The organism is Amycolatopsis albidoflavus (assembly GCF_039525725.1).
GTDB lineage: Bacteria > Actinomycetota > Actinomycetes > Mycobacteriales > Pseudonocardiaceae > Amycolatopsis > Amycolatopsis albidoflava.
In genome coordinates, this window is record NZ_BAAAHV010000011.1 from 745018 (window position 1) to 761994 (window position 16977).

The 16977-nt window shown below is 70.8% G+C and carries 15 protein-coding genes; 11 read left to right on the forward strand and 4 right to left on the reverse strand.

All coding sequences use genetic code 11. From position 1 onward, the window contains the following. The first annotated feature begins 24 nt into the window (after positions 1-24). Positions 25-816 (forward strand): proteasome subunit alpha, encoded by a 792-nt coding sequence (gene prcA / locus ABD156_RS17930; RefSeq protein WP_344274182.1) that lies wholly within the window; start codon positions 25-27, stop codon positions 814-816. A 63-nt stretch (positions 817-879) separates the two neighbouring features. After that, positions 880-1620 carry a transglutaminase domain-containing protein gene (locus tag ABD156_RS17935; RefSeq protein WP_344274185.1) on the forward strand — a complete coding sequence of 247 codons (741 nt, stop codon included), beginning with the start codon at positions 880-882 and terminating at the stop codon, positions 1618-1620. Here ABD156_RS17935 and ABD156_RS17940 read toward each other — a convergent pair. The 4 genes from ABD156_RS17940 to ABD156_RS17955 all read right to left on the reverse strand — a co-directional run bounded on the left by ABD156_RS17940 (position 1599) and on the right by ABD156_RS17955 (position 6281). Further along, positions 1599-2834 (reverse strand): RNA polymerase sigma factor, encoded by a 1236-nt coding sequence (locus tag ABD156_RS17940; protein ID WP_344274189.1) that lies wholly within the window; start codon positions 2832-2834, stop codon positions 1599-1601. The genes ABD156_RS17935 and ABD156_RS17940 overlap by 22 nt on opposite strands. After that, positions 2827-3177, reverse strand: a complete 351-nt coding sequence (locus ABD156_RS17945; RefSeq protein WP_037806471.1) for a YciI family protein — start codon at positions 3175-3177, stop codon at positions 2827-2829. Before ABD156_RS17945 ends, ABD156_RS17940 begins: the two co-directional genes overlap by 8 nt. Positions 3178-3287: 110 nt before the next feature. Beyond that, positions 3288-4523: an alpha/beta hydrolase gene (locus ABD156_RS17950; protein WP_344274194.1), complete on the reverse strand. Its 1236-nt coding sequence runs from the start codon at positions 4521-4523 to the stop codon at positions 3288-3290. A 318-nt stretch (positions 4524-4841) separates the two neighbouring features. Beyond that, a complete protein-coding gene (locus tag ABD156_RS17955) occupies positions 4842-6281 on the reverse strand; it encodes a bifunctional phosphatase PAP2/diacylglycerol kinase family protein (protein ID WP_377926468.1) in 1440 nt (479 codons plus the stop codon). A gap of 205 nt (positions 6282-6486) precedes the next feature. On the opposite strand from ABD156_RS17955, the gene pafA reads away from it, so the two are divergent. The 9 genes from pafA (at position 6487) to ABD156_RS18000 (ending at position 16917) form a co-directional block, all read left to right on the forward strand. Beyond that, entirely contained in the window at positions 6487-7845 is a 1359-nt protein-coding gene (pafA, locus tag ABD156_RS17960) for a Pup--protein ligase (protein ID WP_344274200.1), read from the forward strand. A gap of 264 nt (positions 7846-8109) precedes the next feature. Continuing rightward, complete coding sequence (locus tag ABD156_RS17965; RefSeq protein WP_344274516.1) at positions 8110-9147, forward strand: WD40/YVTN/BNR-like repeat-containing protein; 1038 nt, start codon at positions 8110-8112, stop codon at positions 9145-9147. A 157-nt stretch (positions 9148-9304) separates the two neighbouring features. Next, positions 9305-10297, forward strand: a complete 993-nt coding sequence (locus ABD156_RS17970) for a helix-turn-helix transcriptional regulator (protein ID WP_344274203.1) — start codon at positions 9305-9307, stop codon at positions 10295-10297. Beyond that, a complete protein-coding gene (locus ABD156_RS17975; protein WP_344274206.1) occupies positions 10294-11274 on the forward strand; it encodes a helix-turn-helix transcriptional regulator in 981 nt (326 codons plus the stop codon). The genes ABD156_RS17970 and ABD156_RS17975 overlap by 4 nt, the downstream gene beginning before the upstream one ends. Positions 11275-11283: 9 nt before the next feature. Next, entirely contained in the window at positions 11284-11496 is a 213-nt protein-coding gene (locus tag ABD156_RS17980) for a bacteriophage holin (RefSeq protein ID WP_344274208.1), read from the forward strand. A 37-nt stretch (positions 11497-11533) separates the two neighbouring features. Continuing rightward, on the forward strand, positions 11534-11851 hold the full coding sequence (tatA, locus tag ABD156_RS17985; protein WP_344274211.1) for a Sec-independent protein translocase subunit TatA: 318 nt from the start codon (positions 11534-11536) through the stop codon (positions 11849-11851). Between the two features lie 88 nt (positions 11852-11939). Next, on the forward strand, positions 11940-12917 hold the full coding sequence (tatC, locus tag ABD156_RS17990; RefSeq protein WP_344274214.1) for a twin-arginine translocase subunit TatC: 978 nt from the start codon (positions 11940-11942) through the stop codon (positions 12915-12917). 2 nt (positions 12918-12919) lie between these two features. Continuing rightward, on the forward strand, positions 12920-13801 hold the full coding sequence (locus ABD156_RS17995) for a diacylglycerol/lipid kinase family protein (RefSeq protein ID WP_344274217.1): 882 nt from the start codon (positions 12920-12922) through the stop codon (positions 13799-13801). A gap of 350 nt (positions 13802-14151) precedes the next feature. Next, positions 14152-16917: a DEAD/DEAH box helicase gene (locus tag ABD156_RS18000; RefSeq protein WP_344274220.1), complete on the forward strand. Its 2766-nt coding sequence runs from the start codon at positions 14152-14154 to the stop codon at positions 16915-16917. Positions 16918-16977 lie beyond the last annotated feature (60 nt).

The window sequence follows — 16977 nt, forward strand, 5'->3', positions numbered from 1 at the left end:
TTCGGAGAACGTGGAGCCGACACCGTGACGATGCCGTTGTATGCCTCTCCCGAGCAGCTGATGCGGGAGCGTTCCGAGTTGGCGCGCAAGGGGATCGCGCGGGGCCGGAGCGTGGTGGTGCTGAAGTACGCGGGCGGGGTGCTGTTCGTGGCGGAGAATCCGTCGGCGACGCTGCACAAGGTGTCCGAGATCTACGACCGGATCGGGTTCGCCGCGGTGGGCCGGTATTCGGAGTTCGAGAACCTGCGGGTGGCGGGGATCCGGCACGCGGATCTGAAGGGCTACCAGTACGACCGCCGGGATGTGAGCGCGCGGGCGCTGGCGAACGCGTACGCGGCGACGCTGGGCAGTATTTTCACCGAGCAGCTGAAGCCGTTCGAGGTGGAGGTGTGCGTGGCCGAGGTCGGGGCGACCGCGGCGGAGGACCAGCTGTACCGGTTGACGTTCGACGGGTCGATTTTCGACGAGTCGCCGTTCGTGGTGATGGGCGGGACGACGGAGCCGATCAGCACGAAGCTGAAGGACGTCGTGGATCCGGAGCACGATCTGCGGACGGCGCTGGCGACGGCGATCGAGGGGCTGCGGGCGACCGCGGCGTCGTCGAACGGGAACGGGTCGGCGGCCGAGGCGGCGGAGATCAAGCTCGAGGTCGCGGTGCTGGACCGGTCGAAGCCGCGGCGTGCGTTCCGGCGGTTGTCGGGGGCGGCGCTGGAGGCGTTGCTGCCGGAGAAGGAGGAGCCTGCCGAGAAGCCGGACGACTCCGGCGAGGGCGATGCCGACAAGGGTTCGGAGAAGGACTCGGGCGAGAAGGAATGACGTGACGCACTGTGGGCCGCCGGCGAATGTCGGCGGCCCGCAGTCGTATTCCGGAATACTGGCATGGTGACGTGTGCGCTGGTGACCCCGTGGTGGCGTCGTCGTGCCGCCGGGGACAGTTCCGCTGAGGGCGGCGTGGTTCCGACGGCGATTCTCGATTGGCGCGATCCGCTCGTGCAGTCCCTGATGGGGGAGACAGCATCGGAAGACCGGCTTGCCGGGCTGCGGGCCGCGCACCGGACGATCGCCGGGTCGGTGCGGCCGGTGTACGCGGTGCAGGAGCGGCAGCCGATCTCGCGGACGCTGCGGCGCGGCCGGGGTTCGTGCAGTCAGCGCCTGGCGATCCTGGAGGGAGTCGCGCGGGCGCAAGGGATTCCGACGCGGGTGCGGGGTCTCGTGGTGGACGGCCGCTTCTGGTATCCGAGGTTTCCCCGGCTGAAGTTCCTGGTGCCGTCGCGGGCGGTGGTGGCGTGGCCGGAGTTCCGGATCGCGTACGCGTGGGTTTCGGTCGGGGAGTTGTTCGGGCCGTTGGCCGAGCTGGCGGCGAGTCCGGGATTCTCCAATGACAGCGGGGAAACGCTCTTCGACGCGGTGTCCCGTACCGCGATCGACTGGGACGGGGTCACCTGCGACGTCGGCGGAGCGTGCGACCTGTCCGCGACGCTGCTGGTCGACCTGGGCCGGTTCGATTCGCGCGACGACTTGTTCCGGCAGCACGGGCAGACGCTGTCCGGGCCGTTGACGAGGCTCGTGGACCCGGTGCTCAGCCGGTGGGCGCCAAGTCAGAGAGCGTCGAGCCGCTGACGCAGGTACGCGCGTTCCGGCTCGGTTCCCGCGCTCTCCAACGCTTTCCGGTACGCCGCCTCCGCTTCGTCGTCGCGGCCGAGGCGGTGCAACAGGTCTCCGCGAGCCGCGGCGTACGGGTGGTAGCCCTGCAGCCGAGGTTCGTCGGCCAAGCCGTCTAGGAGTTCCAGCCCGGCTTCGGGTCCGTCGCGCATCGCCACCGCGGCCGCGCGGTTGAGCGCGACGACCGGCGTCGGCGTGAGCGTCAGCAGGATGTCGTACAGCGCAACGATCTGCGGCCAATCGGTGCTCGCGACATCCGCTGCCTCGGCGTGGAGCGCGGCGATCGCCGACTGCACCCCGTACGGCCCGGGCGGCCCGCCGGTGAGCGCGACCGGCACCAGCGCGCAGCCCTCGTCGATCAGTGCCGCGTCCCAGGACGTCCGGTCTTGGTCCTCCAGCAAGACGAACTCGCCGTCCGGCCCGGTACGAGCGGCGCGGCGGGCGTTGACGAGCAGCAGAAGCGCGAGCAGACCGGTGATTTCGCGTTCGCCGGGCAGCAGCCGGTGCAGGATCCGCGCCAGCCGGATGGCTTCCTCGGCCAGGTCCGGACGCTGGATGTCCGGCCCGGAACTGGCCGCGTAGCCCTCGGTGAACAGCGAATACAGCACCTGCAGCACACCCGGCAGCCGGTCGCGCAGTTCGTCGCCGGCCGGGACGCGGAACGGGATGCGGTGGTCGCGGATCCGGTTCTTGGCCCGCACGATCCGCTTCGCCATGGTCGCGGTTGGCACCAGGAATGCCCGCGCCACCTCAGGCGTCGTGAGCCCGGCGAGGCAGCGCAGCGTGAGCGCGAGCCGGTCTTCGGCGGCGAGCGCGGGATGCGCGCAGGTGAAGAACAGCTGGAGCCGGTCGTCGGGCAGGTCGCCGTCGGCCCCGGGAAGCGGGGGAGGATCGCTGCGGTCGGATTCCGCTTGCAGGACGGCGAGTTTCGCCGCGTACGCCTGGTCCCGGCGGAGCCGGTCGACGGCCTTGCGGCGCGCGGTGGTCATCAGCCACGCGCCGGGCTTGGGCGGGACGCCGTCCACCGGCCAGCGCACCAGCGCCGCCTCCACCGCTTCGGCGGCCACCTCCTCGGCGAGGTCGAGATCGCCGAAGCGGCGGACGAGGGCGCCGAGCAGGCGGCCGTGCTCCTCGCGGAACACGGCCGCCACGGACGCTCGCGCGTCAGGCATCGAAATCGGCGATCGGGCGGACCACGACCGAACCGTCGCGGGAACCGGGGCAGCGGGCCGCCCAGTCGAGCGCCGCGTCGAGGTCCGGCACGTCCAGCACGTAGAACCCGCCGAGCAGCTCCCGGGTTTCGGCGAACGGGCCGTCGGTGGTGATCGAACGCTCGCCGTCCGCGCCGACCTGCACCTTCGTCGCGGTCACGAGGTCGGCGAGCGACTCGCCGCTGACGAACACCCCGGCGTCCCGGACTTCCTTGTCGTAAGCCATCCAGTCGGCGGGCTCGCAGCCGGCGGCCCCGCCCTGCTCGGTGGCCGCGGAAGCGTGGATCAGCAGCAGGTACTTCATGGTCGGGCTCCTTCGTCGGTCAGTGCGGCCGTGGCGCCGCACTGACCTCACCACGAACGGCGCCCGCCCGGATGGACAGGGCCCGGAAGATATTTTTCCGGACAATCCGCTCAGGAGGCGGCAGGAGCGCTGCGGAAGTTCTGATCGGCGAAGGCGAGCATGTACGGGAGCGTCGCGCGGGCGGTGTGCCAGGTGTGGTTGAACCCGCGTTCGGCGTGCACCACGACCTCCTGTCCGCGCCGCTGCAGCGACCCGGCGATGCGGTGCGCGGTCGCGACGTCGGTCGGCGCGCCGGTGCCGACAGTGAGCATCACGGCGAGCTTCTGCGGGAAGGGCATCGTCGGGATGTACCGGCGCGGGGTGTTCGCCGCGATCGCCGCCTGGTTGCCGCCGAGGACGCCGACCGAGTCGTTCAGGTCGTCATACGGCAGCGAGATCAGCAGCGTGCCGAACTCGTCGAGGTGGTGCAGCCCGATGTTCAGCGCGCCGAAGCCGCCGCCGGACATGCCGCCGAGCGCGCGGTGGCCGCGGTCGGCGAACGTGCGGTAATGCTGGTCGACCGACGGCACGATGCTGCTGGCGAGGTACGTCTCCAGCTGCGGCCCGCCCGGGACGTTCAGGCATTCCCAGTCGGTGCTCGGCCGGTTGGCGGTGAGGTCGACGCTCACGATGATCATCGGCTGGATGACGTGCGCGTCCTCGAGGCTCTTCAGCGTCTGCGGCGCGGAGCCGGAGGTGAGCCAGTCGCGCGGCCCGCCGTAGGGGTAGCCGTGGATCAGGTAGACGACCGGGTAGCGCTTGGCCGCGTTCGCCGGGTCGTGGTAGCCGGCCGGGAGGACCACGTAGTTCTCGCCGTTCGCGACGCCGTGCGCCGGGTCGGGCACGTTCAGCACCTCGGTGCTGCCGTTGCCGCTGGCCGGGGCCGCGGGACGGCCGGCGGCAGGGGAGCTGCCGCTGTTCCCGCCGGTGGAACTGCTCGCGGTGCTGGGATCCGAGTCCTCGGCCGGATCGTCGCTGGTGCTGCGCAGCAGGGTGCCCGCGACGTTCATCGCGCCGGAGCCGCGCTGCAGCAGCCTGCCGAGGTCGCTCGGCGTGCGGACGTAGCCGACGTAGCTGTTCACGGCGGTGACCGCGGCGATCAGGAACAGCGCGATCGAGCCGCTGATGCCCCAGCGGCGCACGCGGCGGCGGTGCGCGAGCGCGACGGTGACGGCGAGGACCGCGGCGGCGGCGCCGGCGAACGCGAGCCACAGCAAGGGGGATTCGAGCGGCCCGAGGTCCCTCGCCTGGGAGGTGACCGACGGGGGCAGGACCGGGTCGACAGCCTGCGGGAACAGCCGCGTCATCCGCGGCCCGCCGCGGACGGGCAGCTCGGACCGCGGGTGGAAAGACGCACTGAGTAGACCCCTGCCGTGAACTGGTGCGGACAGGACTGTCCGCACCTCGAACATCACGCTAGGGACGGCTCGCTGTGGATTCGTTGAGAGAAGGTAAAGGAATGGTCAAGAATTGTTGCGGAGACGGCGAGCGGACGGTAAGCGCGCAGGTCAGAGCCGGGAGTGCCGGGCGCGCAGTGGTGAAGAACTCGGTGCCCGGCCGACCGCGCCCGGAGGGACCTTAGGGCAAAACTCGAGCGGCCGTCACTGCCCGGTTCGCGAAGGACGTCAGGAAGCGCTGTCCGGATTGCGGTAGACGGTCAGCGCGCTCGGGCGCGACCGGAACCGGAACTCCCGCCCGAGCGGCCCGACCTCGCCGTCGGTGGCGACCCGGCGGTTCCCGTCGAGCAGCCGGACGTGCAGCTCCGGCAGGTCCCGCTGCCGGTAGACGTGGCTCGCGTGCAGGCTGTTGGTGAGGCTCGCGGCCACGAACCGCAGCCGCGACCAGCGCACGTCCGCCCGCACGTACCGGACGTCGAGCAGGCCGGTGTCGAGCGCCGGGCGCCGCGACGGCGCGAACCCCTTCGGTGCGTACGTGCCGTTGCCGACGAAGATCAGCCACACCTGCGTCGGCTTCCCGTTCAGCAGCACTCGCAGCGGCTTCGCGTGCCGCATCACGCGCACCAGCGCGATCGCGGCGGACGGCCACTTCGGGAACCGGGACTGCAGCTTTTCCCGCAGCCGCACCATCTCCGGGTATCCGCCGAGGCTGGCGGTGTTCACGAACCAGCGGTGCGCGGGCTCCCCGGAGCCGTCGATCTCGACCTCGGCGAGGTCGATGCCGACCGCGTGCCCGCCCTCGGTCGCCTCGTCCGCGTCCGGCATGGAGCGGACCCCGACGTCGCGGGCGAAGTGGTTGAGCGTCCCGGCCGGGATCAGCGCCAGCGGCAGCCCGCGTTCGGCCGCGACCGACGCCACCGCGGCAACCGTGCCGTCCCCGCCCGCCACGCCGAGCGCGCGGACCGAACCGTGCGCCTCGATCTCGTCGGCGAGCTGCTCGCGCAGATCCCGCGACGGGTCCGGATAGATCAGCGACGCCTTCGGCCAGGCGTAACGGACGTCCTCGGTCGGATCCTGGCCGTCGACCCCCGAATGCGGGTTCACGAGCGCCAGCATGTCCTCGCCGTCGCGCATCTCCGGCGCTTGCGCCGAATGGGCGGTGCGGGCGCGCGCGTCCGGGTGCAGCGGCCACCAATGCCGGGTCAGCACCGCGACCCCGGTCCCGATCGCCAGCCCCGCCGCGACGTCGCTCGGCCAGTGCACCCCGGTGTGGATCCGCGAGTACGCGACCGCCCCGGCGAGCGGGAAAAGCGCGAGCCCGGCGCGCGGCGACTCCATGGCGACCGCGGTCGCGAACGCGGCAGCCGAAGCCGAATGCCCGGACGGGAACGACGACGACGTCGGCCGTTTCCGCAGCTGACGGTGCGCCGGAACCTCTTCCTCGGCCGGACGGCGGCGCGGGAACAACGGCTTCGCGACCAGGTTCGCCGCGGCGCTCGCGCCCGCGATGGCGGCGATCCCGCGCAGCGCGCCGCGGCGCGCCGGGCCCTTCCGGACCGCCAGCACGGCCGCCACGCCCCACCAGAGCCGCGATTTGTCCGCACTTCGGGACAACGCGGTCACCACGTCGTCGGCGCGCGTGCGCGGCAGCGCCGCACTGCGCCGCATCAACGCCCGATCCCGCTGCCCCACCTGCCGGAAAGCCCGGCCGACCTGCTGGAACACTCTCGTCCACCTCCGCTGGCCGCGCCGGGCCCGCCACCGGCCCCGGCGACCGGTTTCCGCCGCATTGTCACCACTTGCAACGTACCGACCGCGTGTCGCCGCCCGAACGGCGCACCTTCCGCGGGGGTCCAGCGCCTACTCTGGTGGGATGCAGCGGCGGATCTTTGGCATCGAGACCGAGTTCGGGGTCACGTGCACCTTTCACGGCCAGCGCAGGCTCTCGCCCGACGAGGTCGCGCGCTATCTCTTCCGGCGGGTCGTCTCGTGGGGACGCTCGTCCAACGTGTTCCTGTCCAACGGCTCCAGGCTCTACCTCGACGTGGGCTCGCACCCTGAATACGCGACAGCCGAATGCGACGACCTGACCCAGCTCGTCACGCACGACAAAGCAGGCGAACGGATCCTCGAGGACCTCCTCGTGGACGCCGAGCGCAGGCTCGCCGACGAGGGCATCGGCGGCGACATCTTCCTGTTCAAGAACAACACCGACTCCGCGGGCAACTCCTACGGCTGCCACGAGAACTACCTGGTCACCCGGGCAGGCGAATTCTCCCGGATCGCCGACGTCCTGCTGCCCTTCCTCGTCACCCGCCAGCTCATCTGCGGCGCGGGCAAGGTCCTGCAGACCCCGCGCGGCGCCGTGTACTGCCTCTCCCAGCGCGCCGAGCACATCTGGGAAGGCGTCTCCAGCGCCACCACCCGGTCCCGGCCGATCATCAACACCCGCGACGAACCCCACGCCGACGCCGAGCGCTACCGGCGCCTGCACGTCATCGTCGGCGACTCCAACATGGCCGAGCCGACGACGATGCTGAAGGTCGGGTCGGCGCATCTGGTGCTCGAGATGATCGAGGCGGGGGTGCAGTTCCGGGACTTCACGCTGGACAACCCTATTCGGGCTATTCGGGAGATCAGTCATGATCTCACTGGTCGTCGGCAGGTTCGGCTGGCTGGCGGGCGGGAGGCTTCGGCGCTGGATATTCAGCGGGAGTATCACGCTCGGGCTGTGCAGCATTTGAAGGAGAACGGGTCTACGGCCGCCAATGAGCGGGTTGTGGAGTTGTGGGGGCGGGCGCTGGAGGCTGTGGAGGAGCAGGACTTCAGCAAGATCGATACCGAGATTGACTGGGCGATCAAGCATCGGCTCGTTGAGAGGTATCGGGCTAAGCATGATCTTGATTTGTCCAGTCCTCGGGTGGCTCAGTTGGACTTGGCGTACCACGACATTCGGCGGGGGCGGGGGATTTTTGACCTGCTCCAGCGGAAGGGGCTCGTGCGGCGGGTTACTGACGACGGGGAGATTGAGGCTGCGAAGGATACGCCGCCGCAGACTACTCGGGCGAAACTGCGTGGGGACTTTATTGCGGCTGCGCAGGCGGCTGGGCGGGACTTTACGGTGGACTGGGTGCATTTGAAGTTGAATGATCAGGCGCAGCGGACTGTGTTGTGTAAGGACCCGTTTAGGTCTGTTGATGAGCGGGTTGAGCGGTTGATTGGGTCGCTTTAGGGGTGGCTGGGTGGGTGACTAGCTCACCAAGCTGTGTTTTTGGCGTCGGCTCCGCCGCCGCGGGCGGGATCGCTTTTAGCCGGCGTTTGGGGGCTCACCGGCGTGAGGGGCCTTCGGCCTGTCACGCCGGTGAGCCCCCAAACGCCGGCGCGATCCCGCGTGGTGGGCGAGTGAGCGGTCAGGGCTGGGCCTGGGGCGAGGAAGTCGTTGTTGTGTTGGAGAGAACCGACGAAAGTTGTCGGGGTGGTGCGGCAGGATCTGCGCATGCGTGGGTTTCGGGCGGTTCTGGTTCTTGTAGCGGTGCTGTCGGTGGGGTTGGGCGGGGTTGCGGCGGCCTCTTCGCTGCCGTCGTGGCGGCTTTTGCCTACGGGTACCGCTGCGCAGTTTCGTGGGTTGTCTGCGGTTAGTGAGCGGGTGGCGTGGGTCAGCGGCACCCAAGGCACTGTGCTGCGGACGGTTGACGGTGGGAGCAGTTGGCTGTCGGTCGGGCCGCCGGATGCTGGGAAGCTCGAGTTTCGCGATATCGAGGCGTTCGATGCTGACCATGCCGTGGTGTTGTCGATCGGGCCTGGGGCGGATTCCCGGGTCTATCGCACTGACGATGGCGGGAAGAGCTGGCGGCAGACGTTCGGCAATCCTGATTCTGCTGCGTTCTACGACTGCTTGGCCTTCTTCGATCCTTGGCGCGGGCTTGCGATGAGTGATCCGGTCAACGGGAAGTTCCGCGTGCAGGCCACCTTTGACGGTGGGCGCAGTTGGCGGCAGGTTCCGGACGATGCGTTTCCGCCTGCGGAGCCTGGAGAAGCTGGGTTTGCCGCCAGCGGGCAGTGCATCACTACGTCTGGGCCGTTTGACGCGTGGCTTGCTACTGGTGGTGGGGCGCACGCGCGCGTTTTGCACTCTGGTGATGGTGGGCGGCACTGGGCTGCGTCTGTGACGCCGTTGCCTAGCAGTGCGTCGGCTGGGGTGTTCGCGGTGGCGTTCCGTACGCCGTGGCAGGGCGTCGCGATTGGTGGGGACTACGCCAATCCGACTGCGCCTGGACCGGCGGTCGCGGTGAGCCACGACCGCGGCCGTACCTGGCGTACGCCGCCGGAGCATCCTGCTGGGTATCGGTCCGGGCTTGCTTGGCGTGGTGGGACGGTGCTCGCTGTGGGACCTGGCGGGAGCGATTTGAGTCGTGACGGTGGGCGGCATTGGGTCTCGTTCGATACGGGCAGTTTTGACACCGTTGATTGCACGTGGTCCGGGGCATGTTGGGCCAGCGGGGTCAAGGGGCGCGTGGCGAAGTTGGTTCCGTAGGAGGGAACCCGATCCGGGGGCAGTGCGCGAGGGGAACGGCGGTGGGTGACCGGGCGGGTGCGGAGGGTCCGTTCGCGCCAACCAAGGGCTGACCAGGCGCGACGCGCGCGGGGCGGACCTCGCGATGGCGGGGAGCGGGGAGAGCTAGAGTCGTCTGGTGTCCACCGCACGCGCCGAACGGCTGGTCAATCTTGTGCTGGCCCTCCTCTCCACCCGGCAGTACCTCACCGCGGAGCGGATCCGCGGGATCGTTCCGGGGTACGCCGAGGCGGCCAGTGACGACGCCTTTTTCCGCACGTTCGAGCGGGACAAGACCGAGCTGCGCGAACTGGGGATTCCGCTCGAGACCGGGCGCAACTCCGTCTTCGACCCGGTCGAGGGGTATCGGATCGCCCGGCGCGACTACGAGCTCGGCGAGATCGACCTTGCGCCGGACGAGGCGGCCGCGGTGGGGCTCGCGGTTCGGCTGTGGGATTCGCCGGAGCTGACCGGGCAGGCGCAGGGTGCGTTGGTGAAGCTGCGGGCGGCTGGGGTCGAGGTCGACGACCAGGCTCCGACGGTGATCGAGCCTCGGGTGCGGGCGGAGCCGGCGTTCGCGCCCATGCTGGCCGCTGTCCAGGCCGGGCAGGCCGTTCGGTTCGAGTATCGGCGCAGCGGGTCGCCGGAGCGGCGGATCCGCACGCTCGAGCCGTGGGGGGTCGTGTCCTGGCGGGCTCGTTGGTACGTCGTCGGGCACGACCGGGATCGCGACGCGTCTCGCTGTTTTCGGCTTTCTCGGGTGACCGGGAAGGTTGTCGCGATCGGGAAGCCGGGTGCGGTCGCCCGGCCTGAGGGTGTCAATTTGATGCAGTTGGTGTCAGTGACCAGCGGCAGCGAGGATCCGGCCCCCGTCACCACCGCCCGGTTGTGGATCGCGGACGGGCGGGCCGCGGGGGTGCGCCGCCGCGGGGACGTGGTGGGGCGCGAGATCGTCGCGGGGGAGGAAGGCGACGTGATCGAGATCGGGCTGTACTTCCCGGAATCGGCCGCCGACTGGATCGCCGCGCAGGGGCCGGACGTGCTCGTGCTCGAACCGGACGTGCTGGCCAAGTCCGTGCAGCACCGGCACGAGGCCGTGCTCGCCCGCACGGGACAGGGGAGCGTGCGATGAGCGCTTCCGGCGAACGCATGCCGAGACTGCTCGCGCTCGTGCCCTACCTGCTGGCCCGCCCGGGCATCCGGATCGACGAGGCGGCCCAGGACTTCGACGTCACCCCGCGCCAGTTGCGCAAAGACCTCGAACTGCTGTGGATGTGCGGCCTGCCCGGCTACGGGCCCGGCGACCTGATCGACCTGTCCTTCGAAGGCGACACCATCGTCGTCACCCACGACGCCGGGATGAGCCGCCCGCTGCGCCTCACCGGCGGCGAAGCCACCGCGTTGCTGGTCGCGCTGCGCGCGCTGGCCGAGACCCCGGGCGTGGCCGACGGCGACGCGGTCCGCCGCGCGATCGCCAAAATCGAAGACGCCGCTGGACAAGCCCGCCCGGCCGGAGTCGTCGTCGGGGGAGGAGTGCGCGAAGGAGCCCGCGCCGCCCGCACCCGCGAGACCGTGTCCGGCGCGCTGCAGGAAGGCCGCGCACTGCGGATGCGGTACTACACCGCCTCGCGCGACCAGATCACCGAACGCACCGTCGACCCGATGCGGCTCGTCATCGTCCAAGGCGTCGGCTACCTCGAAGCCTGGTGCCGGCGCGTCGAAGGCGTCCGGCTGTTCCGCCTCGATCGGGTGGACGCGCTCACCGTATTGGACGAACCCGCAGCTCCGCCCGCCCACGCGCGGCCCACCGACCTGTCCGACGGCGTCTTCTCCGCCCGTCCCGATCAGCGGGTCGCCCATCTCGTCCTGGACCCCGACGCCCGCTGGGTCGCCGAGTACTACCCCTGCGAGGAACTCGACGAACTCGACGGCGGACGGCTGCGCATCGCCATGCGCTACAGCGACGAGCCCTGGATGGTCCGGCTCGTGCTCAGCCTCGGCGGGGAAGCCCAGGTGGAGAGCCCCGCCACACTCGCCGAGGCAGTCGGTCGCCGAGCGGCCGACGCCGTGGCGCGTGCCCGTCACCTCGCGTCCATCTCCGACCGATAAGGTGGTTAAGTGCCGTACCTGCCCGTCTATGTGCTGCTCGCGGCCGGCCTGCTCGTCCTGGCCCTGCTGCTGGTACGGACCGCCGGAGTCTTGCGCCGCTTCCGCCGCACCATGAGCATGGTAAGTGCGGACACCCACGACCGGACCGGACTCATCCGGGCCCGGTCCGCGGCACTCCGTGTGGCCGTGGCCGAACGCCGCCCGGCGGCCGGCAACAAGTAACATCAGCACAGACCCCAGACAAGGAGGGCAGACGACCATGAACGCGCTGCAGCCGTGGCACATCATCGTTCTGGTGCTCGTGGTGGTTCTGCTGTTCGGAGCGAAGCGGCTCCCGGACGCGGCCCGGTCCATCGGCAAGTCCATGAAGATCTTCAAGGCCGAGACCAAGGACCTGACCGGCGAGCAGAAGGCCGAAGCCGAGGCCGAGTCCGCCGACACCCGGCACATCGCCGCCCCCGCTCCCGCCCAGACCGCGCAGGACAAGCAGGTCGCCGACCTCCAGCGCCAGCTCGACGAACTGAAGAAGCAGCAGGCGGCCGCCCCGGCCGACCAGCCGCAGAAGAACGCGAGCTGACCCTCCGCGCGCACCACCCGGTCCCCGGTCCACGGCGGCGCGCCGGTGCGGCGCGCCGCGGCGGGCTCTGACGAGAACGGAACGACCAGTGGCGGAAGCCGCCAACGGCAACGGAAGCCGGTCCAGCAAGCGGACCCGGCGCAGCCGCCGGAAAAACCCCGACGGCACGATGACGCTCATCGAGCACATCTACGAGTTCCGCCGCCGCCTCGGCTGGGCGGTCGTTTTCATCGTCGTCGGCGCGATCTTCGGGTTCATCTGGTTCGAGCAGCGGCTCGGCCCGATCCCGTCGCTGGGCGACATCATGACGCACCCGTACTGCGCCATCCCGGCCTCGCAGCGCTTCGCCGGCGACCAGCCCGGCTGCCGCCTGCTGCAGACCGTTCCGTTCGAAGCGTTCATGATCCGCCTCAAGGTCGGCGTCGCGGCGGGCGCGGTCCTGCTCTCGCCCGCCTGGCTCTACCAGATCTGGGCGTTCATCGCCCCCGGCCTCTACGCCAAAGAGCGCCGGTACGCGATGATCTTCGTCAGCTTCGCCTCGGTGCTCTTCGCCGCCGGCGCGGTGCTGGCCTACCTGCTCGTCCCGCACGCGCTGGCGCTGCTCGCCGGCTTCGGCCAGGACCAGTTCGTCACCGCGCTCACCGCGGACAAGTACATCTCCTTCATCCTGTCGCTGCTGGTGATCTTCGGCGTCAGTTTCGAGCTCCCGCTCCTCGTGGTGATGCTCAACCGCGTCGGCGTGCTCAAATACCAGCAGCTCAAGCGGTGGCGCCGCGGCCTCGTGTTCGCGCTGTTCGTGTTCGCCGCGTTCGCCACCCCCGGCTCGGACCCGTTCTCGATGCTCGGCCTCGCCGGCGCGCTCACCCTGCTGTTCGAGCTGTCGATCCAGATCGCCCGCTTCCACGACCGCAAGCTCGACCGCGGCCGCCACGACGAGGGCTGGGACCAGCTCGCCGACGACGAGGCCGCGCCGTTCAACTACACCCCGAGCACCGCCGACGGCGAAGAACCCACTGCGCAGAGCCCGTCGACCGGCCGCTCCAACTCGACCGACGACATCACCTGACCGTGGGCCTGAACGCAGCACTGGCCGTGCACCCGGCCTCCGGTCGCGGCGCGGCCGCCCGCATCGCCGAAGCCGTCGGGGCGCGGCTCCGGCCCGCCGTCGACCGGCTCGACCTCCTCACCGCCACCAGCGTCGAGGAATCCCGCGCGCTCATGCGCTCCTCGCACGCCGAAGGCCTCGACGTGCTCATCGTCCTCGGCGGCGACGGCGCGGCCCACCAAGGCGTCCAGTTCTGCGCCGACCACGGCGTCGCGCTCGGCCTCGTCCCCTCCGGCACCGGCAACGACTTCGCCCGCGCCCTCGGCATCCCCGCCGACCCGCGCGCCGCCACCGACGCCCTCGCGAGAGCGCTGAAGGCCGGGCGCCGCCGCCGCGTCGACCTCGGCCGCGCCGGCGACACCTGGTTCTCCACCGTGCTCTGCGCCGGATTCGACGCCGCCGTCAACGCCCGCGCGAACGCGATGCGCTGGCCCGCCGGCCCCCGCCGCTACGACCTGGCGATCCTCGCCGAACTCGCCGCGTTCCGGCCCAGCCCGATCGTCGTGCACACCGACCACGGCGTCCTCTCCGGGGACACGAGCCTCATCGCTGTCGGCAACACCCCGTACTACGGCGGCGGCATCCCGATCTGCCCGGACGCCGACCCCGGCGACGGGCTCTTCGACGTCACCGTCATCGGCGCCCCCGGCCGCGCCCGCCTGCTGCGGATGCTCCCGCACCTGCGCACCGGCGAACACGTGCACAAGCCCAGCGTCGAAACCTTCCGCACCCGCACCCTCCGCATCGAAGCACCCGGCTGGCCCGTCTACGCCGACGGCGAAGACCAAGGCCAGACGCCGGTCGAAGCGGTCTGCGTGCCCTCCGCGCTCACCGTCGTCTCGTGACCGCTGGCGCCGGTTCTCACCGGCGTCGGCACTCACGACCCCCGTACTCAGCCCCTGGTACGGTGCGGCCGCACCGACCGCCGCGAAATGGCGGACTCGTCACCATGCGGCTGGTTCTTGATGTCCGTGAGGGGAACCCTGAGGGACTCAGAGTCCCTCAGGGTTCCCCTCACGGATCACGCCTGGAGGGCTGGCTGCGACCAGTCAGCGCGCTCGCGGGGTCCTTCGACCTCGGCAGCCTCGCCCCAGCCGTGCCCCTTGAGTCCCAGGCGGTCGTGAGTGCCGCCGCTCACGAGGGCGTTCCCGCACGCCGCGTGCGGAATGTCGGTGGCATATGAAACCCTGACCGGGTGGCCACTAGCCCTTCACCATCGCCGGCCGAGGCCTACGCTGCCTCCCGTCGCCGCGCCAAGCACCCCCAGCTGACCCGGTTTTCCGCCGAATCGGCCTTCGAATTCGACGATTTCCAGATCCGCGGCTGCGAAGCGCTCGAAGAGGGCCACGGCGTCCTGGTCTGCGCCCCCACCGGAGCCGGCAAGACCGTGGTCGGCGAGTTCGCCGTCCACCTCGCCCTCGCCGAGGGCCGCAAGTGCTTCTACACCACGCCGATCAAGGCGCTGTCCAACCAGAAGTACGCCGACCTCGTCGAGCGCTACGGCAACGACGCCGTCGGCCTGCTCACCGGCGACACCTCGATCAACGGCAACGCCCAGGTGGTCGTCATGACCACCGAGGTGCTGCGCAACATGCTCTACGCGGGCAGCTCCTCGATCCCCGAACTCGGCTACGTCGTCATGGACGAGGTCCACTACCTCGCCGACCGCTTCCGCGGCGCGGTCTGGGAGGAAGTGATCCTCCACCTGCCCGAGCACGTCCGCGTCGTCGGCCTGTCCGCCACCGTCAGCAACGCCGAGGAATTCGGCGAATGGCTCGTCGAGGTCCGCGGCGACACCACCGTCGTCGTCGACGAGCACCGCCCGGTCCCGCTGTGGCAGCACATGCTCGTCGGCAACCAATTGCTCGACCTGTTCGCCGGCCAGAACGAGGCCGACCCGGGGGAGCAGCTGCGGATCAACCCCACTCTGCTGCGCAAAACCGACGACATGGGCCGATTCGCGCCGAACTTCCGCGGACCTCGCGGCGGCCGCCGCGGCGCCCCGCCGCGCGGGCCGAGGTTCCGGCCCCCGTCCCGGGTCGACGTGACCGAACGGCTCGACCACGCCGGGCTGCTGCCCGCGATCGTGTTCATCTTCTCCCGCGCCGGCTGCGACGCCGCCGTCGCCCAGTGCGTCCGCTCCGGCCTGCGGCTCAACGGCCCCGAACAGGTCGAGGAGATCCGCCGGATCGTCGACGCCCGCACCGCCGAGCTGCCCGAGGGCGACCTCGGCGTCCTCGGCTACTGGGAATGGCGCGAGGCGCTCGAACGCGGCTTCGCCGGCCACCACGCCGGGCTGCTGCCCGCGTTCAAGGAAACCGTCGAGGAACTGTTCGTCCGCGGCCTGGTCAAGGTCGTATTCGCGACCGAAACCCTCGCGCTCGGCATCAACATGCCCGCCCGCACCGTCGTGCTCGAACGGCTCGTCAAATACAACGGCGAGGCGCACGTCGACCTCACCCCGGGCGAATACACCCAGCTCACCGGCCGCGCCGGCCGCCGGGGCATCGACATCGAAGGCCACGCCGTCGTCGCCTGGCAGCCCGGCGTCGACCCGAAGGCCGTCGCCGGCCTCGCCTCCACCCGCACGTACCCGCTGCGCTCGTCGTTCCGCCCCGGCTACAACATGGCGGTCAACCTGGTCGCCCAGGTCGGCGCGGACGCGGCCCGCGACCTGCTGGAACAGTCCTTCGCGCAGTTCCAGGCCGACCGGTCGGTCGTCGGCACCGCGCGGCGGATCGAACGCAACAAGGAAGCCCTCAAGGGCTACACCGACGCGATCTCCGGCGACTTCGAGCAGATGCTCGAGTACGTCGAACTCCGCGCGCAGATCTCCGCCCGCGAGAAGACCCTGTCGCGGCAGAACACCTCGTCCCGCCGCGCCGAAACCGCCCAGTCGCTGGAAAAACTGCGCAAGGGCGACGTCATCCCGGTCCCGGCGGGCCGCCGCGCCGGGCTCGCCGTGGTCGTCGACCCCGGCCTCGACCCGATCCGCGAGCCGCGGCCGGTCGTCGTCACCGAGGACCGCTGGTCCGGGCCGCTGTCGGTCGCCGACTTCCCGGCCCCGGTCGAAGCACTCGGCCGGATCAAACTGCCCAAGCACATCGAACTGCGCTCGCCCAAAACCCGCCGCGACATCGCCTCGTCGCTGCGCAACGCCGGCATCGCCCTGCCCGGACGCCAGCGCCGCCGCACCGCGGCCGCCGACGACGCCGAACTCGCCTCGCTGCGCCGCGCCCTGCGCGCCCACCCGTGCCACGGCCTCGCCGAACGCGAGGCCAACCTCCGCTGGGTCGAGCGCTACCAGCGGCTCTCCGCCGAAACCGAACAGCTCGAACGGAAAGTCGCGGCCACCACGCACTCCCTGGCCCGCGCGTTCGACCGGATCCTGCGGCTGCTCGGCGAACGCGGCTACGTCCGTCCCGGCGACGGCGAGGACCGCGTCACCGAACACGGCCGCCGCCTCACCCGCCTCTACAGCGAATCCGACCTGCTCGCCGCCGAATGCATCCGGCACGGCGTCTGGACCGGCCTCGGCCCGGCCGAACTCGCCGCGGTCGTGTCCACGCTCGTGTTCGAAGCCCGCCGCGACACCGCGGGCGAACCCCGGCTGCCCGGCGGCGCGGTCCCCGGCGCGTGGCAGGAAACCAGCAGGCTGTGGGTCGAACTCACCGAGGACGAACGCCGCCACCGCCTCGACCGCACCCGCGAACCCGACGCGGGCTTCGCGTGGCCGGTCTACCGCTGGGCGCGCGGCGAATCGCTGGAGAAGGTCCTCACCGCGGCCGAGACCAACGGGCAGGAGCTGTCCGCGGGCGACTTCGTCCGCTGGTGCCGCCAGGTCATCGACCTGCTCGACCAGATCCGCGACGTCCTCGGCAAGGAGGACCCGGTCGGTTCCGCGGCGGCGCAAGCGGTCCGGGCGCTGCGCCGCGGCGTAGTGGCCGCGGGCGCGGCATGACCGCGAGGGCACACCTTAGTAGCGACTGCGCGCGGACACGTGTGCCAGGTCCAGACCTGT